Origin of the sequence: Desulfofundulus thermocisternus DSM 10259, from assembly GCF_000686645.1 — a bacterium.
GTDB lineage: Bacteria > Bacillota > Desulfotomaculia > Desulfotomaculales > Desulfovirgulaceae > Desulfofundulus > Desulfofundulus australicus.
The window spans coordinates 1-21,342 of sequence record NZ_JMLG01000014.1; the positions used below are offsets into that span (position 1 = coordinate 1).

Below are 21,342 nucleotides of genomic sequence, written 5' to 3' on the forward strand. Positions count from 1 at the left end.
TTTTGACCAGTAAAGTATGGTCCTCTTCTATAAATGACTGGTTGCTTATTTCCACCGGCAGCCACCGATTTGATTTTCCTGGGGTAACTCCGTTCCGGTCTTTAAACTTTCGCAGCCAGTACCATAACTGCCTGGGGCTGATGCCTTCATGGGCGGCGCACCATTCTCTGACGCTTTGCCCACTCATCTTGTATTCGGCTATTCGGGTTTCCCATAGCGCTTCCCGTTCGGCTTTGGTCATAAGAAAAAATCCTCCTCATCGAGCTTTTATCTGAGGAAGATTATCCCTTAAACTTGGGTATTATGCCAAGGTGGGTTGTATTTGACGCTTACCGGGAAAAAGTAAAAATCCCCTCCTCCGTTTGTATGGAAAAAGCCTGCTCATTTAAGCTTGCAGATAAAATTTGCGTGTTGGGGTTAAGGCGGGATGCTACCGTTTCCGGATCTAGTAAGCCCGGGCAGGGAATGCCCAGGATGATAATTTTTTCCCGGGGAATCTGGTTGTCCTGGATCAGGCGAACAATAGCCCTTGAATCACACCCTTTTACAACCACCGCCACTTTACCCGGTTCTTGATTATAATCCAGCAGATATTTAGCTAGATTATTAACGCAAAGGGGATTCCATATTAAATGGTCCACTTCCTCTTCCTTCCTGATGAAAGCAGGAATTACCCTGCTCACTTCACTGCCCGGAGCATAACCAATCACCAGGGTGGCTTCTTTATTAACCAGTAACTTTCGAGCTATGTCCCTTAGATTTTCCTGGACTTTCATTAGATCACTCATTATCTTTCACCCCGGTGGGAATTTTATTTGGAATCTCCAATTTCTGTCTCATCTTGGTATTTGGACCCAGAGCTTTAATTTCAGCCGTAATTTCTTCTACCGTCTGGGCAAATTTAGCTCCTTCGGAACCACTAATCCAACGGGCACGGAAACGCCCGGGTTCGAAGCCCACATATTCCAGCAAGCGTTTAAAAATGAGATAGCGTCGTCGTGTATGGTAATTGCCACTAACATAGTGGCAGTCCCCCGGGTGTCACCCACTTACGAGCACGCCGTCGGCACCTCTCTGGAAGGCACGTAAAATAAAAACCGGATTGACTCTTCCTGAGCAGGGCACACGGATTACACGAATGGAGGGTGGATAACTTAGCCGGCTAACCCCTGCCAGGTCGGCACCAGCATAACTACACCAGTTACAACAAAAGCCAATTATTTTAGGTTCCCATTCTTGCTTTACAGACACAACGCATCCACCTCCGCCAGTAGTTGCTCGTTGGTGAAACCTTTGAGGTTAATAGCACCGGCCCGGCAGGCTACGGTACAGGCTCCGCATCCCTGGCAGAGCCCGGTATTAACACTGGCAACTGTTCGTTCGATCACTTTACTGCCCACCCGTTCACTAACCGTTGCCTTCTCGATGGCCCGGTAAGGACATACGTTTTTGCATTCCAGGCAACCGGAACAAAGGGCTGAATTAACCTGGGCAATCATGGGGTCTACAGCCATTTCGTTGCGGGAGAATAAGGCACATACTTTCGCTGCAGCAGCACTGGCCTGGGCAACAGTATCAGGAATATCTTTGGGCCCCTGACAGGCGCCGGCCAGGAAAACTCCTGCAGTATTTGTTTCCACCGGTCGTAACTTGGGATGGCTTTCCATGAAAAATCCATTTTGATCAGTTGAAATACCCACAATTCGTGCCAGTTTATTTGCTTCTCTGCTGGGCACCATGGCTGTAGCCAGTACGACCAGGTCCGCAGCTATTTCAACTTGTCTTCCCAGGAGTGTATCTACACCCATAACCACCAGCTGGTCACCTTCAGGATAAATTTTTGACACGCGGCCGCGGATATAGCGGGCACCCTCATGAACTGTACGCAAGTAAAATTCTTCATAAGCTTTACCGGGGGTCCGAATGTCCATGTAAAAGACGTAGACCCTGGAATCAGGGATCTTTTCCAGTACTTGATGGGCGTGCTTGGCTGTATACATGCAACAGGTTCGGGAACAATATTCTTTACCTTTAACCGCATCCCGGGAACCCACACACTTGATAAAAACTACGGTTTTGGGTTCTTTCCCATCGGAAGGTCTTAAGATTTTTCCACCTGTTGGCCCGGAAGCATTGTTCAGCCTTTCAAATTGTAACCCGCTGATTACGTCGGGATAACGTCCATAGCCATATTCACCGTATGCACGTTCCCATTCAAATAAATCGTAACCGGTAGCTACGACAATAGCGCCGACCTGTTCTTTAATTAGCTGATCTTCCTGCTGGTAATCGATTGCTTGTGCCGGGCAAACTTTCTGACAAACACCGCATTTTCCTTTGGTAAACTGCCTGCAATGCTGGCGGTCGATTACCGGCTTGTTTGGCACGGCCTGCGGGAAACTAATATAAATGGCTTTTCTCATGCCCAATCCCAGGTTATATTCACTTACCACTTTGGTTGGACATTTTTCCCAGCAAGTACCGCAACCTGTACATTTACTGTGGTCTACAGAGCGAGCCTTTTGTCTGATAGTAACCTGGAAATTGCCGATGTAGCCTTCTACCTTTTCGACCTCAGCGTAGGTAAATAAAGTTATATTAGGGTGCTGCGCCGCAGCAACCATCTTGGGTGTACTAATTCACGCTGAACAATCCAGGGTGGGAAAGGTTTTGTCCAGCATGGCCATTTTCCCGCCGATAGTCGGTTCCCTTTCCACCAGGACGACCTGGTAACCGGCATCGGCGATGTCCAGGGCAGCTTGCAAACCGGCAATGCCGCCTCCAATGACCAGTGCTCTTTTGGTTATGGGTATGGTGGATTCATATAGAGGTTCCAGCTTGTTGACCTTGGAAACCGCCCTGCGGATTAATTCAATTGCTTTTTGGGTAGCTTTTTCCGGTTCCTTTTGATGTACCCACGCACATTGTTCTCTGATGTTGGCCATTTCCAGTAGATAAGGATTCAACCCCGCCCGACTCAGGGTCTTGCGAAAAGTAGCTTCATGAAGACGGGGAGAACAGGAGGCCACTACCACCCGGTTAAGGCGATGCTCGCGTACCGCCTGAATAATAGTTTCCTGGCCTGGTTCAGAACACATATACTTGTAATCGGTGGCAAATACCACCCCGGGGAATTTAGAGACAGCTTCTACCACCCGGGATATATCGACTACTGCACCAATATTTGTACCACACCAGCATACGAAAACACCTGTGCGTTGCATGTCCTATCGCTCCTTATTCAATAATCTATCCAACCATTTTTAAAACATGAGTGGTATCTACAAAGTGAGTATGCAGGCTCAGGTCGTTTGGATTTAAACCCAGGGCTATACCTAAAAGCTGGGTAAAGTAAAATACTGGCAACTGGTAATTGGTACCCTGCAACCGGTTGACTTTTAACTGGCGCATATCGAGGTTGAAATGACACAGGGGACAGGCACATACCAGGCAATGGGCACCGGATAGGGATGCTGCTTTAAGAATACGGGAAACCATGGTGGTGGCTATATCTTCATTGCTTATGGCCAGGGAAGCTCCGCAGCACTCTGTTTTATGAGGCCATTCCACCGGTTCAGCTCCGCTAGCTTGCATAATTTTTTCTATAATTTGGGGGTTTTCAGGATCGTCTATTTGGATATTCCGTGGCCGTACCAGCAGACAACCATAATAGGCGGCAATTTTTAACCCTTTTAAAGGTTTGACTACCTGATTTTGGATTCCCTCTAAGCCGATATAATTTATTGCTTCCAGGATGGAAACTACTTTGATCTTTCCCTGAAAAGAGCGCCCTGTAATTTCATTAATTTCTTTCTGCAGCCGGGGGTTTTGTTTTAATTCATAACATGTTAAAGCCAGTCGCTGGTAACAGGAAGCGCAAGGTGCGGTGACATCGAGGCCCATTTCTTCGGCCAGGGCTAAATTGCGAGCAGGCAGGGCCAGGGATAAAAGATGGCTTGTGCTATGCCCTGCTGTTGCCCCACAACAGCTCCAGTCAGGAATTTCTATTAATTCTATACCCAGATGTTTACACACTGCCCGGGTTGACAGATCGTATTCCTTCCCGCTGGCTTCTAAACTGCAGCCGGGATAATAAGCAAGTTTCACTTTTTACCCCCCTTTTCTGCCTGGCGTACTTTCTCAAAAATACGGTTTATTTCATCCAGGCCCCGCGGCTTTGTTACTGTAAGCTTTAATTTGCCGCGTTTTAGCATGGCCAGCCCCGTGCTGGCTTCCCGGAAGGGTTGGCCGGTTTTTAGATTGAACATGGCCATCGTGGCAAGTTCAAATAATCGACCGTTTTTCTGTATATAGCCCAGAAAATTTTCATTAAATAAAGCAACATAACGGCCTTTGCCCGGGGGTGATATACCCTGATGGCGAGCCATAATTCTTAAGGTATCCATCACCCTGGCCACGTCAATATTTCTCGGGCAACGAACCGTACAGGTAACGCAGGATGCGCAGAGCCAGATACTCTGGCAATGAAGCACCTCTTCCTTTAGACCCATTTGCACCATGCGTATTACCTGATTAGGCATTAAATCACAGGCAAAGGCGATGGGGCAGCCAGCCGTGCATTTTCCGCACTGATAACAATTCTCTACTGCTTGCCCGCTTTCACGGGTTACAAGTTCAATAAAATTCCTGTCTTCCCATTGATTTAGTCTAATAGCTTTCATCCTTTATCCCTCTTTTTTAAAATAACTTCGAATATGATGGGGGGCAATTTCGCTAAAACAATATATGCTATTTCTCTATTAAGGCATACTTTCGACGTTTCGAAGATAAATCCTCTTTTAGAGTAAAAAAAATCCCCGCTGGAGAAATGACGGAGATCACAGACATTCACCTAAAAAGCACAAAGGACAGGCTTGGCCTGTCCCTAATCTTATTTCCAGACCCTCATCAACAGGGCTCTAATGAAGGATGGCAGCCGCACGAAATATACGCGCAAGTCAACTCACCCCTTTTACTATTTTCGTCCTTAATATAGTATGAGCTTACAGCTGAAATGTGACAGTTTTGGTAACTAAATTTCTTTATTTGACTTAATATGGCATGCCGCATCAGGGTTAAGCCAGCGTGCAATCTGTTTCGTAAGCAAGGAAAGGTCCCCCTCTATATAATTTTTTACCGGGAGCGAATTCAGGAAATGGCGTCCGTATTTTTTGTTAAGCAGTCGTTCATCCAGTATTATCACCACACCCCGATCGCTGGTTGTCCGGATCAGCCGGCCAAAGCCTTGTTTAAAACGAATAATGGCCTGGGGGAGGCTGAAATGGAGAAAGCCGTCTTTACCCTGGGAAGCCAGATCTTCAAGCCGTGCTTCTACTACCGGTACCCTGGGAGCCCAAAAAGGGAGTTTAACCATAACCACGCAGTTTAAGGCTGGTCCGGGAAGATCTACCCCTTCCCAGAAACTGAATGCCCCCATTAAGATGGCTTTTTCTGTATTATGAAATTCCTTTAAAATATGCCATTGATTCCCGTCAAGGTTATGACCCAGTAAACGGATACTCCTTTCCAGGCATTCGGGCTTTAAGCGGCGGTAAGTTTCCCGGAGTGCCTGGTGGGAAGTAAAAAGGACCAGCATCCGGCCTCCCGTAGTATCAGCAAGGTTTAAAAGGGTACTGGCCAGAGTGGAAAAATAGATATCCCCCTTCCCTTTTCCGGGGGTGGGGAGCCCTTTTACAATACATAAAAGGGCCTGGGAATCATACTGGAAAGGTGAATCCACCCGCAAGGCTAATATACGTTCAGGGGGAATCAGGTCCAGCCCTGTGCGCTCTATGTAATGAGTAAACGAATTTTCTACCGTTAAGGTTGCAGAGGTTAAGACTATTGACTTTTTAGTTTGGTATAGATAATCATAAAGTATCTTATTTACCTGTATCGGCGCGGCGCGCAGAAAACAGTGGTTGTTTTCTTCTTTATCTATTTCGACCCAGAAGACGCTATTTGCCATAGTACCCTTAAGGATGGATTCCAGAACTGCTAATATTCTGGTACCCTCTGCAATTAAGCATGTAAATTCCCAGGTAAGGTTATTATTTTCTTCATCCTCTACCACGAAAGATTCTATGTGTTCCGAGATTTTTTTTAGGCCAGTAAGCAAGTCTTTAAGGGCAAAAAGAAGATTTTCTCGTTCGGGCTGCAATATGCTAGTAATGTCGCCCTCCGAGCCAGGCTGCAGGCGGACAACGTATTTATTCCCTATATCCTGGTCTCCCGCGAGAGATTTTTGGATTACCATCATTTGCAAAAGATTAAAAAACAAATCTACAGCCTGTCTAGCCCTGGAGTATGCACCCAGGCATTTTTGATGATAAGAATTCAGGCTGGTATTCTCTCGTAGTGACAGCTCTTTTATACTTACCAGTATCCGGTTGACTTTATTTAACCATCTGAAAAGTGCAGAGCGTGAAATTGTTTCCCCCAGTTGTTCAGTAGCCGCGTCCTCAAGATGATGTGCCTCGTCCACAATCAGAACAGCATGTTCTGGAAGTAAGCGGTTTTCAGCCCGGACGTCCGAAAGGAGGAGCGAATGGTTGACTATAATCAGATTAGCCTTTTCAGCCTTAAAACGAATCCGGGAAACATAGCATGACCGGGCAAACCAGCGGCAACGGGAGCCCTGACAGGTTTCACTGTCAGAACAGAGTTCCTGCCAGAGTTCCTGTTCAAAACCAGTGAGGTTAATTTCGCTTTTGTCTCCGGTAACGGTTTGCTGTGTCCAGACCAGTATGCGAGCATAAAATGCCGCTTCTCCCGCTGTCCAGTTGCCGGCCTGCAGGATGGTTAACCATCGTTGTAAACAAAGATAATTTTGCCTGCCTTTAACCAGTGCCACGCGGCAAGGCCATCCGAGAGCTGTTTTTATTAAGGGAATGTCTCTTTGCCATAACTGTTCCTGCAGGTTTATAGTTCTTGTAGCTATGAGAACACGTTGCTTGTGCGAAATAGACCAGTATAGTGCCGGCAGAAGATAGGCCATAGATTTTCCCGTTCCTGTGCCTGCTTCCATGAGTAAAATTTTTTCTTCTTCCAGGGCACGGGTTACAGCCTCTACCATATGCAACTGCTGCGGGCGGTACTCGTAATTAACCATGTGAACAGCCAGGGAGCCTCCCGGTTTAAGTAAATCAAAAAGTTCTTGTGGTGACTGGGGAAAATCTGGCGGGCAGGTCAGATCCTGCTCAATTTCTTCTATAGGGGGTTTAAATAAGAGGGTACGCTTTATTTTTTGAGAACAGGACTCGAAGGCTACACTGCTTATTTCATCTGCCCAGGGTGAGCCGGCTTGTTGCAAGAATGCGGTTAGGTATAGTAAAACTTGCCCATCCATTTTTCTGGTCTTGTCGAGCAACCGGCGATAAAGTTGAACAGCGGCAAGTGCATCATCCATTGCCCGGTGAACACGTTTGACTTCTATTCCCAAAAACCGGCACAGTTCAGCCAGTTGATAACTGGGGGCGTCGGGTAGAAGGATACGGGCCAGTTCGCGGGTATCGTAAGCCCGGGTAACAACCGGAATTCCAGTTACTGTTTGCAGGAAATTCCGGTCAAAGGAAACATTATGGCCCATCAATGGGTTTTTGCCCAGAAAATTTGTTATCAGAGGCAAAACTTCGTCCAGTGATGGGGATGCGGCCAGGAGTTTTTCGCTTAGACCGGTTAAACGAAGAATAGCTTCCGGTACTTTTTGTTTCGGACGAATAAGGGTGTGGAATTGATCAGTAATTTCTCCTTCTTCCAGCCTGAGGAGGGCTATTTCAATGATTTCGTCTTGCAGAGGGTTTAAACCAGTGGTTTCTAAATCGCAGACTATTGCCAGATGCGGCACAGGTACATCATCCTTTTCCACATTATATGTGGGGCAAAAAGAAATACATATACATATACATATTATAATACCAGTCATCAAGGAGGGTGGAGCAAATGGAAAAAATGCCTATGGAAATGGATATGTTGCCGGAATCCATACGTGAATTAATTAAAAATATTGATCCAGCTATGCTGGAACAATTAAAGGCTAGCCTTAACCCGGAAACATTAGTGAATTTATTGGTTGGTGCCATGGATTTAATGCATCAAACCATTGGTAAGCAGGGTAATCAGGACCTGGGTCAATTACTAGCGAATATAATGCAGGTGATGAACCAGTATAACAAAAATTTGGGGGATGGCTAACCACCCAATTGTCCCTGCTTGTTTCGGTAAAATAATTAGTCTTCTTGATCAAATTGGCTAAAGTAAAGTATAAACAGAAAGGCTACCCCCATGAGGTAACCCAGAGTTTTAACAAACTCTCTCCATGTGGTAACCTTTCTGTTCAAATACCTTTTTGATCTTTGCATTCACACCTGTGCTCAGTAAGAACGGGTCTGAGCATTAAAGCGGCCTTTTCACCCAGATTACCAGGTCCGGGAAAAAGAAAGTGTAAAGCAATAGCCAGACCATAAATTTGTCCGTGCAGGAAAGCGGCATAATTGGCCAGTTGCGGGTCGTTTGGAAGAGATTGCAACTGGTTGAGGGTCTGGCTAAATATTGTTAATAGCTTTTCTCCTTGTTTGCGCATCCGGGTTGGGTCGGGGTTGGGATTAAAATTCATAGGTTTCTCCCGGGGCAAGAATAATTACCTGTGCCGGAGTTTGTGCTTCTACTGCCCGCTTAAATTCCTGAGGATCCTGTTCCACCAGTGGCCAGGTATTGTAGTGCATTGGAATAACAAGATTGGGTTTAATCAAGCGTACTGCTTCCAGGGCATCTTCGGGGCCCATGGTAAAATTATCACCGATGGGCAGCAGGGCCAGGTCAATGGGATGGAGGCGCCCCACCATGGCCATGTCTCCGAACAATCCAGTATCTCCGGCGTGGTAAATGGTTTTCCCATCCAGTGTAAAAACAAAACCGCAGGGAGTGCCCAGATATTCAGTAGTTTCGTTTTTAACCAGTCCGCTGCCGTGCCAGGCAGGTGTCAGTTTAACTTTTACCGGCCCAAATTGATGGCTTCCGCCAATATGCATGCCATGGACCTTTGCACCCTGGCGACTGCAGTAACTGGCCAGTTCAAAAACTGAAACTATAGTTGCTCCCGATCTCTTTGCGATTTCAATCGCATCTCCAAGGTGATCATCATGGCCGTGGGTGACCAGGATCATGTCCGGATGCAGGTCTTCAGCTCTAACATTAGCTACAGGGTTACCAGTAATAAAGGGATCAATTAATATCCTGGCCTCTCCTTCAAGAAAAAAGGCTGCATGACCTATAAAGGTAACCTTCATCTTTTAAATACCCGCTCCTTTCTTTTTCAAACTTTTTATTGTTTGGTAGTTATTTTAGCGCATCTTATTTTCCTTTACCAACATTTGTTTTAAAAAATATCGTTATTTATTATATTTTTTCAATAGATAGCTGGTAATTTCGCGTGCACCCTGATAAGGATCTTTTTCTCGCCGGGCAACAGCATCCAGAATGGGCCGAATATGTTCAAGTTCCCTGGAAATAATGCGTTGCCAGATATGTTGTGCCAGTTCTAGAGTTTCATTGCGTGCCCGGCTCCAACGCTTTTCTCCCAGCGCTTTTTCCTGAAGCAGATGATTCCGGTGATTTTCAATAGCTTCAAGGAGTTCTGCTATTCCCTGTCCGCTCAGGGTTGAAGTCTTTATCACCGGAGGGCGCCATTTCTGCTGGTATCCCTGCATATCCAGCATCATTTCCACTTCGGCGGTGATTTTATCTGCCCCCGGCAGATCTGATTTATTAATGACAAAGACATCAGCTATTTCCATTATACCGGCTTTAATGGTTTGAATTGCATCTCCTGCACCCGGAGTTAGTACCACCACAACAGTGTCTGCCAAATGCATAATGTCCAGTTCGGCCTGCCCAACGCCTACCGTTTCCACAATAACCCGGGAAAAACCAAAAGCATCCATGGCCTTAACAACATCTGCAGTGGTATGAGCCAGTCCGCCCAGGCTTCCCCGTGTACCCATACTTCGTATGAATACCCCCCGGTCGGTGGCATGATTTTGCATTCTTATGCGATCACCCAGCAATGCTCCTCCAGTGAAGGGACTGGTAGGATCTACAGCCACAATACCTACAGTTTCTCCTTTCTGGCGTAATAAAGAGGTAAGACAATCTACCAGGGAACTTTTTCCTGCACCGGGGGAACCGGTTATGCCAATAATATATGCTTTCCCCGTAAAAGGATAAATCTGCTCCATAATCTGTTCAACCACTGATTCTTCATTTTCCAGGTAACTGATTACACGTGCCAGTGCCCTGGGGTCACCGCCACGGAACCTTTCCATAAGGGATTCCAGATCCTTCAATTCATACCCCTCCTTATTATCTCAAATAATCCCCGCAAAATTACAATTAAATATAAAATTATTGCAACTTCAACGGCTAAATGACAAAGCTGTTGACCAGATGGTTTTTTAAAACTGCCGAACGGTTATTGCTAAAAGAAAAAAATTGGGCCCACCACAGATTAAGGGGGTCGCCTGATTATAGGAGCTATTATTTTCCGCTTGGGAATCAAATCTAACCATTAGGCAGGGAATACTTTTCTCCATCCGGAGAAGAGATTAAAATAAGAGCAAAGGCTGACAACAACCTAATCTCCTCTCCCTTTCTCCGCTGTATCAGTCCGATACAGCTTTTTTTTATATTACCGGTTTCGTTCAAGATATTTTTCTGCACTGACTGCCGCTATGGCACCGTCGGCTACGGCGGTAACTACCTGGCGCAGGGATTTTTGCCGGACATCACCTGCGGCAAAAATCCCTGGACAGCTGGTTTGCATATTTGTATCAGTAATGATATAACCCTGCTCATCAAGTTTAACAAGCTCTTTTACAAGGGAGGAATTGGGGATATAACCAATATAAATAAATACTCCATCAACAGCCAGCTCCCTCGCTTGACCTGTGCGCACGTCTTTAATCCGTACACCGTTTACGGTTTCATTGCCTGTAATCTCTTCCACAATACTGTGCCATATAAATTCCAGCCGCGGGTTTTGCCGCGCCCGTTCCTGTACAATTTTGGTGGCCCTTAATTCCCCACGTCGGTGGATAATAAATACCTTTTGGGCGAACCTGGTTAAGAACATGGCCTCCTCTACCGCGGCATCTCCACCGCCTACTACTGCTACATGTTTATCTTTAAAGAAAGCTCCGTCACAGGTGGCACAATATGAGACGCCCCGGCCATGAAATGTTTCTTCACCTTTTACGTTTAACCTTTGGGGTTGGGCTCCGGTGGCTATAATCACTGTACGGGTTAACAGTTCTGTATCTTCAGTTTTAATTATAAAAGATAGATTTTCTTTTTGCAGGGTCTCAACATTGGAATTTAAAATTTCCAGACCAAAACGCCTTGCTTGAGCTTCCATGCGACTCATTAATTCCGGGCCTCCGATTCCATCGCTAAAACCCGGATAATTTTCAATTAATTCTGTTGTAGCTGCCAGTCCGCCTGTCATTCCCCGTTCTATTAACAGGGTTTTAAGTTTGGCTCGTGCAGCATAGATTCCAGCTGTCAGGCCTGCAGGTCCCCCCCCGATTATAACTACGTCGTACATTTTAATCCCCCTTTTCTATTTCACCTAAATATGCGCTGCGAATTTGCGGGTTGGATTGCACCTCTTTAGAAGTACCACTTAAAACTATACGACCAGTTTCCAGTACATATGCCCGGTGAGCTATCTGCAGGGCCATATATGCATTTTGTTCCACCAGCAGTATTGTGGTTCCTTGCTGGTTGATATTCTTTATAATTTCAAATATCTCTTCGACCAGCAGAGGAGACAACCCCATGGATGGCTCGTCGAGAATTAATAATGTAGGTTTGCTCATTAATCCCCGGCCCATGGCAAGCATTTGTTGTTCCCCACCAGAAAGGGTACCAGCAAGCTGCCTGGCTCGTTCTTTCAAACGGGGAAAACGGGTAAAAACTTCTTCCAGGGTTTCCTGGATCTCGGACCGGTTCCGGCGGGTATATGCTCCCATAAGCAGGTTTTCCATAACGGTGAGATTGGGGAAAATTTGCCGACCTTCAGGTACGTGGGAGATACCCATTTTTACTATTTGGTGTGCTGGAATGCGATTAATTTTTTGACCCTGGAAGTATATTTCTCCCTGCCTGGGAGTTAGAAGTCCAGAAATAGTCCGCAGGGTGGTGGATTTTCCAGCTCCATTGGCTCCTATAAGAGTAACTATTTCTCCTTTGGATACATGAAAGGAGATTCCCTGCAATGCCCGGATGGAACCGTAATAAACTTCCAGATCTTTCACCTGCAGGATCAAGCTACAGTCGCCCCCTTACCCAGGTAGGCTTCCAGTACAACAGGGTTATTTCGAATTTCAAGAGGGGTACCTTTAGCAATAATCTGTCCAAAATCCATAACTACAAGCCTTTCACATAGGTTCATAACCATACCCATTTGATGTTCAATTAGTAATATAGTCAGTTTATATTTTTCTTTAATAAAACGGATCAGTTGAACCATATGTCTCACTTCTGCCGGGTTCATTCCCGCTGCTGGTTCGTCCAGTAGTAACAGCCTGGGCTGTGTGGCCAGTGCGCGGGCAATTTCCAAACGCCGCTGATCACCGTAGGCCAGGTTGGCTGCTTTTTCGTTTGCCCGTTTATCCAGGTTTAAAGCCTCAAGCAGTTCCATTGCTTTTTGGGTAACCCTTAATTCTTCAGCAGTAAACCGCGGCGTTCTCAAAAGAGCATCAAAGAAGTTATATTTTATACGGGGATGAAATACGGCCCGTACATTGTCCAGAACCGTATTACCTTTGAAGAGACGGATATTCTGGAAAGTCCTGGCTATGCCTCGCTGGGAAATTTTGAAAGGAGGTAAGCCACTAATTTCTTCCCCCAGAAAGCGTATAGTACCGGAAGTAGGTTTGTAAAGACCTGTAATCAGATTGAAAACTGTCGTTTTGCCTGCGCCATTGGGACCAATAAGTCCAACAATTTCCCCTTCTTCCAGGGCCAGGGAAAAATTGTTTACTGCTTTAAGGCCACCAAAGGCTTTAGATAAATTTTCAATTTCCAAAACCGGCATAGGTGCGCTCCTTTCCGGTTGCCATTTTTAATTGCTCGGGTACCAGTAGCCGAAATTCTTTACCACTGAAAAGCCCCTGTGGTCTTACAATAATCGAGACGACTAAAATCAGGGCATAAATAACTCCCCGCCAGTCGATAAAATCCTGTCCCAGGACTACACGTAAAACTTCCAGCAAAAAGACCCAGCCTATTGCTGTTATAATGGTACCCGTCATACTCCCCAGGCCACCCAGCACTACAATCAAGAGGAAGTCAAAGGATTTCAGGAAGTCAAAAGAGGCCGGATGCAGGAAAGGATAACGGTGGGCATAAATACCTCCAGCCAGGCCTGCTAAAGCACAGCCCAGGACAAAGGCCAAAATCTTGTATCGGGTGGTATCAATGCCCATTACATCGGCGGCAATTTCATCTTCCCTAATGGAGATACATGCACGGCCATAGGTAGAGAAAATAAAATTGCGTACTAGCAGAATTATAATCAATGCCAGGATAAAGATCAAATCAAATTGTGCTAGCTGGGGTGTTCCGCTCATACCTGTTGCTCCGCCAAGAACAGGAAACAACTTGTTACCGTTTTCCATGCCCACCCTGACAATTATACCAAATCCCAGGGTAGCAATGCCCAAATAGTCGGAACGCAATCTTAGAATAGGCAGGCCTATGAGAAATGCTACCAGACCTGCTACCAGGGCTCCAATCAGTAGGGAAAGGAAGAAAAATAACATGTTACCATTTCCATAAACCTTATCCAGTGCTCCGGCCGTATAGGCACCTATACCATAAAAAGCAGCATGTCCCAGTGAAAATTGCCCGGTAAACCCATAGATAATGGAAAGGCCTAAAGCACCAATAACAATAATCAGTGCCTGGTCCAGTACCAGCTGCCAGTAGGGGGTTAAAATTCCGTTAAACTGCATTATCTTAACCAGGGCATAGAAAATCGCCGACCCTATGAAGAAGAAAAGAGTATTGCGTGATAACTTCATAGTATTCCTCCACCTGCATACTATGTTATACTTTTTCTGTTTCTGTGCGGCCCAGCAGTCCTGTAGGCCGGAACAAAAGAACCAGGATCAAGATAGCAAAGGCGATAGCATCACGCATTTGTGAGGATATATAGGCGGAAGTTAAAGTTTCTACCTGTCCCATAATGAGCGCTCCCAGTACCGCCCCCGGAATGATTCCTATTCCACCCAGTACAGCAGCAGTGAAGGCTTTCAGCCCGGGCATGATGCCCATGAAGGGGTGGATTTGAGGATAAGCGATGGCGTACAGAACACCTCCCAGGGCGGCAAAGGCTGACCCGATGGCAAAAGTGATAGAAATGGTGGTATCAACGTTTACTCCCATTAACCGGGCAGCGTTATGATCCACAGCCACTGTACGCATGGCCATACCGGTTTTTGTACGGTATATCAGGATTTGGAGAAGAATAAGCATTATCAGCACAACTACAAAAACAATAACTTGAATATTGGTTACAGTAAGGCCAGCAATTTTCCATTGTATTTCAGGGAATGGCCGCGGTACTACCCGGTAGTTGGGTCCAAAAACGAATTTGAGGCTGCTGAAGTATTCTAAAAAAAGGGATACACCGATGGCGCTGATTAAAGCTGCAATTTTCGGTGCGTAGCGCAAGGGACGATAAGCTATACGTTCGATAACTACTCCGAGCAAAGCACAGGATGCCATGGCTAAAAGTATGGCCAGGGGCAAAGGTAGTCCCCAGACAGCAAAGCCAAAATAACCGAGAAAAGCTCCCACCATGAATACATCCCCGTGGGCAAAGTTAATTAGCTGTACTACGCCGTAAACCATGGTGTAACCAAGGGCAATTAGAGCGTACATCAGACCCAATTGAAAGCCGTTTAAGACCTGCTCCAGGAAATGTTCCACTCCTTAAAACCCTCCTGCAGTTATCCAATCTGAATGCGGGGAGGGGTTTCCCGCCCTCCCCGCTCTTTTAATTTATTTAATTGGGTTTAATAGCTGTTACGTATTTCTGCTTGCCGCCTTCAATTTTGAGAATGGTTACCGGCTTGATGGGGTTACCGTTTTCGTCAAAGGAAACTTTCTCACCGCTTACAATGGAAAAATCCTTGGTTTTCTGCAAAGCTTCTTTAATCTTGGCCGGGTCGTCGCTATTTGCAGTTTCAATTGCATTCAGCAGCAGCCTGGTAGCGTCGTAGGTTAGAGTGGCAAAAGCATCCGGTTCCTGACCGTATTTTTCTTTATATTGTTTGACCCAGTTTTGCACTTCAGGCCTGGGATCCTGTGCAGAATAGTGATTGGTAAAATAGCCGCCCTCCATTGTTTTGTAATCCAGATCGGTGGAGTCCCAACCGTCTCCGCCGATGAAAACAGCCTTAATACCTTTACCCCTGGCCTGCTTGCCTATTAAGCTGACTTTCTGGTAATAATCCGGCAGATAAAGAATATCTGGATTTTTCTCGGCAATGTTGGTCAACACGGCAGAAAAATCAGTATCATTTTTGGCATAGGCTTCCATGGCCAGTATTTTGCCCCCACCGGCAGTGAAGGCTTCTTTAAAGTTATTGGCCAGTCCAATGGTATAGTCGTTGCCCTGGTCATAAAGGATGGCCGCTGTTTTAAGCTTGAGTTCTTCCAGGGCAAACTTGGCTGCAACAGTACCCTGAGTAGGGTCGATGAAACAGGCCCGGAAGACATATTCTTTCCGTTTACCATCGTCAACAGTAACCTTGGGACTGGTAGCGGTACCGGTAATCAAAACTACTTTATTATCGTTGGCAAATTTGGAAATAGGGATGGTGGTTAAGGAAGTGAGGGAACCAACTATGGCTTTGACGCCATCCTGGGTAATTAATTTAGTAGCTACATTAACAGCTTCTGTGGCATCGTTACGATCGTCCGCTTTTACGGGTTCGATTTTGAAATCTCCTGCCTTATAACCCGCCTGTTCCAGGGCCAGGTCGAACCCCTTTTGAGCTGATTCTCCAAAAGTTTTCACATCACCGGTCAGAGGAGCGATAAATCCTACTTTAATAACTTTTTCCCCCGATGAAGTATTACCCTGATTACCACAACCCGTAATTATCAGGGTCATACTGAGCAGGGCAACTATAAGAGCGGTCCATACTTTCCTGGGCAAAATGTGATACCTCCTTTTTATTAACTTGACATGTTGAAAGAAAATTTTCTTTTTTCCTTTGATCGAACACACCTCCTTTTTTTAAGGATGAGCTAGGAAGCATTAAATTAATTTAAACAGTACCTTAATTCCACAAAATCTTTAAAATTCCTCCATTCATTTTAATTGTGGAAAACAAAATTTGGAGCGCCAAAACAGGCGCTCCAAATGGTTCTCAATGATTTAATAATTATGCACATTTGTTACCTAATAACCATGTGGTTTGTTTTTATTTCTCACCCCCCTGGTCCCCTGTTATATTAAACTTATATTAAATTTACTGCAATGATTTTCCTGGTAATTTATTCCTTGAGAAGGGTGGGGTAACGTAATTTTGCGCAACCACATTCTTCCTCAGTATTGATATGACGCATAGCTTCCAGAAGAATACTTCCCATTCGATGTGCCTCCTGATAGAAAATATCGGCCAATTCGCTATGTTCCCAATCCCTGTTTACTCCTTCGGCGTAGTTGGTTACAATATCTACCCGTCCGTAACAGGCGCCAATCTCTCTGGCCAGGTAAACTTCGGGGCACATGCTCTGCCCCACTATATCTGCTCCCAGGCGGCCCAGCATGGCAACTTCGGCCGGGCTTTCAAAATGACGTCCATCGGTAACGGCATAAATTCCCCGGTCAAAAACACGTCCTCCTTCCGGAGCGTTTTTTTCTGCTGCCTGAAACAGGGCATTACAAAGGATGGGGCATACGGGCTGGCGCATAGAGAGCAGGAATTCTCCCCCGAGGCTCACGTCCTTGCGCATGGAAAAATCCAGGTAGTCTGAAGGGATAAGTATATCCCGCGGCTTGAGCAAGTGGTTGATGGCTCCCACTCCCCCTTCAGCCAGAATTTTTTTTACGCCTGCTTTCTGTAATACCCAGAACAATTGTTGAGAAGCCCTGCCCCGGCTTACCCCTTGGCGCCAGCCATGCATTTTTACGGTTAAAACTTTTTTTCCTCCAACAATAAACAGCTTTAAAGGGGGGCTTTCCCCATAGGGTGTGGGGAACACGAGTTTTTCGGCAATAACCATGACATCGGGGAAATCAAGATCTTGGGGGAAATTTAGACTAAATGTGCTGGAGCCGCCTATAATTGCATAATCAACCCGGGGAATTTCTGAATAAGTCACGCAATCAACTCCTTTGAGCAACATAAAAGTGTCGCCTGCTATGTGGCTGAACCGGGTTAAAAGAAAAGGCATCGTATGATGCTAGGTATTTCAGTTCTGCCGTTTTTAAAGCCTGCCGAACCTGATCCGCCGTATAGCCATATTCCCGGTGCTGTTCGGTGAATTTATGATAGTATTCTCCTTTTCTAATAAAAGCTGTGAGTTCAATTTCCCAACTAATATTTGCAGGATAATAGCGGCTGCGCCAGATTAGGGTATATTCCGGTTCGTCTATTACGGTTACATCTGGAGTGCTACCGGCCAGCCACTGAATGGTATTCAGGTCAAAAACGAACATGCCACCGTCGACGAGGTTTTTTCTAACCTGCCGAAAAGTTTTTTCCATATCTTTATAATCTGCCAGGTAATTTAAACCGTCGTGGAAACAAATGACCAGGTCTACCGGTTTTTTAAGTTCAAAAGAACGCATGTCGGCGGTTATGAAATTTACTTTCAGTTTTTGCTCTATAGCTTTTTTGCTGGCAACAGTTATCATGGATGGGGATAGATCCAGTCCCGTAACATGGTAGCCTCTCCGGGCGAGGGGTAAAGTAGTATTTCCCGTACCGCAGGCCAGATCGAGTACGGTACAGGGGCGATAATTAAATCGTCTTAGAATTTCTTCCAGGTAATCTATCCATCCTTCATAGTCTACCCCGGATACTAATAGATCGTAAATCAAGGCCAGATTAGCATAACAGGGCATCTGCTACTTCCTTTCGTAGTTTGAAGTAAAATGTGCCCCCGTTAATTCGGGGGCTGGAAAGCGAAATTATCTAGTTTATTTAAACTTTATTTTGCTTTAAGGCAAGCCAGGATATCCTCCAGTACTTTCTTTATTTCTTGATCGCCATTAATATTTTTAAGCAGCCCTTTGCCGGCATAGTAATCAATCAATGGTTGTGTCTGGGCTTCGTAGACGTCCAGGCGGTTGGCCACAGCCTCTTCATTGTCGTCGCTACGCTGGTAAAGCTCTCCGCCGCAATTATTACATTTTCCCTCCACTTTGGGCGGGTTGAATAAAATATGATAGCTGGCTCCACAGCTGCGGCATACACGGCGCCCGGTGAGGCGAGCCATAAGCTTGTCCCTGGGTACAGCGATGTTAATTACTGCGTCAAGCTGTATATTCATATCCTGGAGAGTTTCATCAAGTGCCTGGGCCTGGGCCAGGGTTCTGGGAAATCCATCCAGGAGAAAGCCCTTTTCACAATCGGGTTTTTGGAGGCGATCCTTTACCATTCCTACAACAACTTCGTCAGGCACCAGCTCACCCTTGTCCATATATTCTTTAGCTCTTTTCCCCATTACTGTGCCTTCTTTAATTGCTGCTCTGAACATGTCTCCTGTAGAAATGTGGGTAATATTCAGTTCCTTTACAAGCATTTCGGCCTGGGTACCCTTGCCGGCTCCTGGAGGCCCCATGATCAGCAGCTTCAAAACCATCCCCTCCTTCTAAAAATAACCGGAATTTAACCAAGAAAATTATATCATGGATTAACTACCGGGAAAACATTTGATATCGTTAAATTTTGGGGCAAAGTTAAAACCCGCAAACCCTTGATTTTACAGGGTTTACGGGTTTTTCTGGTCGGGATGACAGGATTTGAACCTGCGACCTCACGGTCCCGAACCGTGCGCTCTAGCCAAACTGAGCTACATCCCGTTCGCAAAGTATATTATCCTATATGGTTTAAGAAAAGTCAAGGGTTTTTCCTAGCCAGTTTAAGCCTTGCCTTTCCGGTTTGATATACGTTATAAGTTTATGGGCCAGTTCTACACCCAGTACCCAGAGGGCAGCAGTGGTTAGATGAGTTGGCGCGACGGAGTCAAAAAGGATATTTGCCCGGGGTGGAAATTCATCGTCACCGGACCAGATGGTCACGGCTAAAGGAAGCTTGGGTAAAGCCGGGATTATGGCACCAGCATCTCCCATATTAACAGGTGTCCCCCCCAGGTGTTTTGTGGCGCGATAAAAATCATCCATTCTGGTGCCAAAAGCTTCTGCCAGGGGTTTTAGAGCGTCGGTATAAAAGGGGGCATTATGGAGGGCTCCATACGGTAATTCCAAAAAGGATAACCACTTACCGCGGGGTGGCAAACCGCTAGCCGAACAGAGATACTGGAGAATCAAGGTGTGATCATTATAAGATACCTCTTTACAGTTTCCTTGTTTGTAAACATTACCGGCAAAATCGATTAAATAATCCTGCCCGAAGTAAGTCAACGAAAATATTTTTTTGTTGTTATCAAAGGTGGCTCCGGTACGTAAGGTAATTAGTTCAGGTTCAGCGATTAGTGATTTAAACTTAAGTCTTGCTTCGTTTAAAGCATTAAGCTGTTTGATCATTTCTCCCTCTACCCCGTCCCTTAATTTTATCAGCACCCTAGTGTCCTTTTAAATACAGAATAATGGCTGTAATGATTACTACCAGGAAAAGAACCATGGATAGCCCGCCAAAATTAGTCAGTGCTTTTAAACGAATACCTTCATTCTCTGCCTTTTCGCGCAGATTCTTGTAAACTTCTAGCCGGCCGATTACATCCATGACCAGGCTATCAGCCAGGTCGGGATCCCCTCCTTTTTCCAGGAGGCTTTGTACCGTAGTATCCAACCACGTTTGTCGTTCTTCTTTATCCAGGAGAGCAAATTTTTCTTTTAAGAAAAGTTTAAACTCTTTTTCCCTTGGTTTTAATTGTTTAAAATAAATACGCCTTTCCAGGCGGGAAAATTGCCGGATATTTTTACCTAAGAGGGAAATTTCTTGTTCTTGAAGGTTAAACTGTTGACCCAGGAGTAAAGCAAATTTATATGACAAGGATGTCCCACCCTTCTGGTTTTCCATAAATTCTTTTTTCTCCATCTCCCCGGGAAGATCCTTTAATGATGTAAATTATTACAAAAATTCTTTCCGCATGTTTATTTCATTAACCAGTCCCTCTTCGCATCAATTTTGCGCATAGGAAGGGAGCGGCGGCCCTGCTAACATATCAGAGAAAAGGAAAGAGGGTTATTTATGTAGAAGAATTTTTATGAAATTAAACTGGAGGGAATAACGTGGAAGTTTATGCCCTTGTCGGTCCAAGCGGTACCGGAAAAAGTCACCGGGCTATTACAACTGCTCACGAATGTGGTGCGGAATTAATCATTGACGACGGACTTTTAATTAAAGGCAACCGCATTTTAGGGGGGATATCGGCAAAGCGACAGCCTACCCGTATTGGTGCTATAAAAACTGCTCTTTTCATGGATGAAGAGCATGCCCGGCAGGCCAGAGCAGTGCTGGAAGAAGCAAAACCTTCTCGGGTTCTAATACTTGGTACTTCATTGGAGATGGTGGAAAAAATTGCTTTCAGGTTGGGTTTGCCATCAGTTTCCAGGGTCATTAACATTGAAGAGATAGCTTCTCCTCGGGAAATTCGTCAAGCCCTCAACATGCGCGCCCGTTACAGTAAACATGTCATTCCAGCTCCTACGGTGGAGGTTAAAAAGAGGTTTCCTGAAATATTTGCTGATTCTATAAAGATCTTTTTAGGGCGCCAGAGCCCGCAGGTTAAGCGGAGCTGGCTGGAACAATCAGTGGTACGCCCTGCCTTTACCTGTTACGGCAAATTAACAATTACCACCGGAGCTCTGGTGGCTATTATATCCAGGGTGGCTGAAGAAGTTCCGGGAGTTAAAAGTTCTGGTCGAGTGTATATTAAAAGGGAGACAGATGGGGTATTTATTGAATTGCATCCTGTTTTATACTATGGCTATGTGTTGAACAAAGTAGGCAGGGAAATCCAGCTGGCTGTAAAAGAGCGGGTGGAAGAAATGACTGGCCTGGTTGTTAAATCGGTAAACATTCTGGTGAGGGAGTTGTATTTTCCAAAAGGGAAAGAGCCGGCTTAGTTACCGGCTCT

Annotated in this window: 23 protein-coding genes and 1 tRNA gene; 2 read left to right on the top strand and 22 right to left on the bottom strand. The window is 45.5% G+C overall.

Annotated elements, in window-relative coordinates:
- The 7 genes from tnpA to BR83_RS15680 all read right to left on the bottom strand — a co-directional run.
- A partial coding sequence (tnpA, locus tag BR83_RS0110270; protein WP_027357004.1) for an IS66 family insertion sequence element accessory protein TnpA occupies nt 1–241 on the bottom strand: 241 nt, incomplete at its 3' end.
- 88 nt (nt 242–329) lie between these two features.
- On the bottom strand, nt 330–788 hold the full coding sequence (locus BR83_RS15665) for a hypothetical protein (protein ID WP_207640193.1): 459 nt from the start codon (nt 786–788) through the stop codon (nt 330–332).
- Nucleotides 781–1,251: a hydrogenase iron-sulfur subunit gene (locus tag BR83_RS15670; RefSeq protein WP_157833003.1), complete on the bottom strand. Its 471-nt coding sequence runs from the start codon at nt 1,249–1,251 to the stop codon at nt 781–783. The genes BR83_RS15665 and BR83_RS15670 overlap by 8 nt, the downstream gene beginning before the upstream one ends.
- Complete coding sequence (locus tag BR83_RS15675) at nt 1,242–3,224, bottom strand: CoB--CoM heterodisulfide reductase iron-sulfur subunit A family protein (RefSeq protein WP_084327189.1); 1,983 nt, start codon at nt 3,222–3,224, stop codon at nt 1,242–1,244. The genes BR83_RS15670 and BR83_RS15675 overlap by 10 nt, the downstream gene beginning before the upstream one ends.
- 25 nt (nt 3,225–3,249) lie before the next feature.
- Nucleotides 3,250–4,107, bottom strand: coding sequence for a CoB--CoM heterodisulfide reductase iron-sulfur subunit B family protein (locus BR83_RS0110290; protein WP_027357005.1), 858 nt, complete (start codon nt 4,105–4,107; stop codon nt 3,250–3,252).
- Entirely contained in the window at nt 4,104–4,682 is a 579-nt protein-coding gene (locus BR83_RS0110295; protein ID WP_027357006.1) for a 4Fe-4S dicluster domain-containing protein, read from the bottom strand. Before BR83_RS0110295 ends, BR83_RS0110290 begins: the two co-directional genes overlap by 4 nt.
- Before the next feature lie 350 nt (nt 4,683–5,032).
- The gene (locus tag BR83_RS15680) at nt 5,033–7,846 is read right to left on the bottom strand and encodes a helicase C-terminal domain-containing protein (RefSeq protein WP_051618127.1); all 2,814 of its coding nucleotides are present in this window, start codon (nt 7,844–7,846) and stop codon (nt 5,033–5,035) included.
- A gap of 95 nt (nt 7,847–7,941) precedes the next feature.
- Here BR83_RS15680 and BR83_RS0110305 point away from each other — a divergent pair, with 95 nt between their 5' ends.
- Nucleotides 7,942–8,193 carry a hypothetical protein gene (locus tag BR83_RS0110305; protein ID WP_027357007.1) on the top strand — a complete coding sequence of 84 codons (252 nt, stop codon included), beginning with the start codon at nt 7,942–7,944 and terminating at the stop codon, nt 8,191–8,193.
- Between the two features lie 142 nt (nt 8,194–8,335).
- Here the strand turns inward: BR83_RS0110305 and BR83_RS0110310 are convergent, their stop codons facing one another.
- The 15 genes from BR83_RS0110310 to BR83_RS0110380 form a co-directional block, all read right to left on the bottom strand.
- Nucleotides 8,336–8,614 carry a hypothetical protein gene (locus BR83_RS0110310; RefSeq protein WP_027357008.1) on the bottom strand — a complete coding sequence of 93 codons (279 nt, stop codon included), beginning with the start codon at nt 8,612–8,614 and terminating at the stop codon, nt 8,336–8,338.
- Nucleotides 8,604–9,287 carry a metal-dependent hydrolase gene (locus BR83_RS0110315; RefSeq protein ID WP_027357009.1) on the bottom strand — a complete coding sequence of 228 codons (684 nt, stop codon included), beginning with the start codon at nt 9,285–9,287 and terminating at the stop codon, nt 8,604–8,606. Before BR83_RS0110315 ends, BR83_RS0110310 begins: the two co-directional genes overlap by 11 nt.
- A 102-nt stretch (nt 9,288–9,389) precedes the next feature.
- On the bottom strand, nt 9,390–10,343 hold the full coding sequence (gene meaB / locus BR83_RS0110320) for a methylmalonyl Co-A mutase-associated GTPase MeaB (RefSeq protein WP_114679216.1): 954 nt from the start codon (nt 10,341–10,343) through the stop codon (nt 9,390–9,392).
- Nucleotides 10,344–10,684: 341 nt separating this feature from the next.
- The gene (gene trxB / locus BR83_RS0110325; RefSeq protein ID WP_407637335.1) at nt 10,685–11,599 is read right to left on the bottom strand and encodes a thioredoxin-disulfide reductase; all 915 of its coding nucleotides are present in this window, start codon (nt 11,597–11,599) and stop codon (nt 10,685–10,687) included.
- 1 nt (nt 11,600) lies between these two features.
- Nucleotides 11,601–12,323 carry an ABC transporter ATP-binding protein gene (locus BR83_RS0110330; protein ID WP_027357012.1) on the bottom strand — a complete coding sequence of 241 codons (723 nt, stop codon included), beginning with the start codon at nt 12,321–12,323 and terminating at the stop codon, nt 11,601–11,603.
- Nucleotides 12,320–13,093: an ABC transporter ATP-binding protein gene (locus BR83_RS0110335; protein WP_027357013.1), complete on the bottom strand. Its 774-nt coding sequence runs from the start codon at nt 13,091–13,093 to the stop codon at nt 12,320–12,322. Before BR83_RS0110335 ends, BR83_RS0110330 begins: the two co-directional genes overlap by 4 nt.
- The gene (locus BR83_RS0110340) at nt 13,074–14,081 is read right to left on the bottom strand and encodes a branched-chain amino acid ABC transporter permease (RefSeq protein WP_027357014.1); all 1,008 of its coding nucleotides are present in this window, start codon (nt 14,079–14,081) and stop codon (nt 13,074–13,076) included. The genes BR83_RS0110335 and BR83_RS0110340 overlap by 20 nt, the downstream gene beginning before the upstream one ends.
- A gap of 25 nt (nt 14,082–14,106) precedes the next feature.
- Nucleotides 14,107–14,991: a branched-chain amino acid ABC transporter permease gene (locus BR83_RS0110345; protein WP_027357015.1), complete on the bottom strand. Its 885-nt coding sequence runs from the start codon at nt 14,989–14,991 to the stop codon at nt 14,107–14,109.
- A gap of 76 nt (nt 14,992–15,067) precedes the next feature.
- Nucleotides 15,068–16,225, bottom strand: a complete 1,158-nt coding sequence (locus BR83_RS0110350; RefSeq protein ID WP_027357016.1) for an ABC transporter substrate-binding protein — start codon at nt 16,223–16,225, stop codon at nt 15,068–15,070.
- Nucleotides 16,226–16,566: 341 nt separating this feature from the next.
- Nucleotides 16,567–17,397, bottom strand: coding sequence for an MTAP family purine nucleoside phosphorylase (locus BR83_RS0110355; protein ID WP_027357017.1), 831 nt, complete (start codon nt 17,395–17,397; stop codon nt 16,567–16,569).
- A 4-nt stretch (nt 17,398–17,401) separates the two neighbouring features.
- Complete coding sequence (locus BR83_RS0110360) at nt 17,402–18,142, bottom strand: class I SAM-dependent DNA methyltransferase (protein WP_027357018.1); 741 nt, start codon at nt 18,140–18,142, stop codon at nt 17,402–17,404.
- A gap of 86 nt (nt 18,143–18,228) precedes the next feature.
- On the bottom strand, nt 18,229–18,876 hold the full coding sequence (locus tag BR83_RS0110365; RefSeq protein WP_027357019.1) for an adenylate kinase: 648 nt from the start codon (nt 18,874–18,876) through the stop codon (nt 18,229–18,231).
- 148 nt (nt 18,877–19,024) lie between these two features.
- Nucleotides 19,025–19,102, bottom strand: a tRNA-Pro gene (locus tag BR83_RS0110370).
- A gap of 27 nt (nt 19,103–19,129) precedes the next feature.
- The gene (locus BR83_RS0110375; protein WP_027357020.1) at nt 19,130–19,786 is read right to left on the bottom strand and encodes a DUF3786 domain-containing protein; all 657 of its coding nucleotides are present in this window, start codon (nt 19,784–19,786) and stop codon (nt 19,130–19,132) included.
- 37 nt (nt 19,787–19,823) lie between these two features.
- Entirely contained in the window at nt 19,824–20,255 is a 432-nt protein-coding gene (locus BR83_RS0110380; protein WP_027357021.1) for a hypothetical protein, read from the bottom strand.
- A gap of 239 nt (nt 20,256–20,494) precedes the next feature.
- On the opposite strand from BR83_RS0110380, the gene BR83_RS0110385 reads away from it, so the two are divergent.
- Complete coding sequence (locus tag BR83_RS0110385; protein ID WP_027357022.1) at nt 20,495–21,331, top strand: Asp23/Gls24 family envelope stress response protein; 837 nt, start codon at nt 20,495–20,497, stop codon at nt 21,329–21,331.
- Nucleotides 21,332–21,342 lie beyond the last annotated feature (11 nt).

Excerpts from the sequence above, each read along its gene's own strand:
- BR83_RS0110315 (WP_027357009.1), bottom strand. The coding sequence starts at position 9,287 with ATGAAGGTTACCTTTATAGGTCATGCAGCCTTTTTTCTTGAAGGAGAG.
- BR83_RS0110310 (WP_027357008.1), bottom strand. The coding sequence starts at position 8,614 with ATGAATTTTAATCCCAACCCCGACCCAACCCGGATGCGCAAACAAGGA.
- BR83_RS15665 (WP_207640193.1), bottom strand. The coding sequence starts at position 788 with ATGAGTGATCTAATGAAAGTCCAGGAAAATCTAAGGGACATAGCTCGA.
- BR83_RS0110305 (WP_027357007.1), top strand. The coding sequence starts at position 7,942 with ATGGAAAAAATGCCTATGGAAATGGATATGTTGCCGGAATCCATACGT.
- BR83_RS0110340 (WP_027357014.1), bottom strand. The coding sequence starts at position 14,081 with ATGAAGTTATCACGCAATACTCTTTTCTTCTTCATAGGGTCGGCGATT.
- BR83_RS0110295 (WP_027357006.1), bottom strand. The coding sequence starts at position 4,682 with ATGAAAGCTATTAGACTAAATCAATGGGAAGACAGGAATTTTATTGAA.
- BR83_RS0110360 (WP_027357018.1), bottom strand. The coding sequence starts at position 18,142 with ATGCCCTGTTATGCTAATCTGGCCTTGATTTACGATCTATTAGTATCC.
- BR83_RS0110335 (WP_027357013.1), bottom strand. The coding sequence starts at position 13,093 with ATGCCGGTTTTGGAAATTGAAAATTTATCTAAAGCCTTTGGTGGCCTT.
- trxB (WP_407637335.1), bottom strand. The coding sequence starts at position 11,599 with ATGTACGACGTAGTTATAATCGGGGGGGGACCTGCAGGCCTGACAGCT.
- BR83_RS0110375 (WP_027357020.1), bottom strand. The coding sequence starts at position 19,786 with ATGATCAAACAGCTTAATGCTTTAAACGAAGCAAGACTTAAGTTTAAA.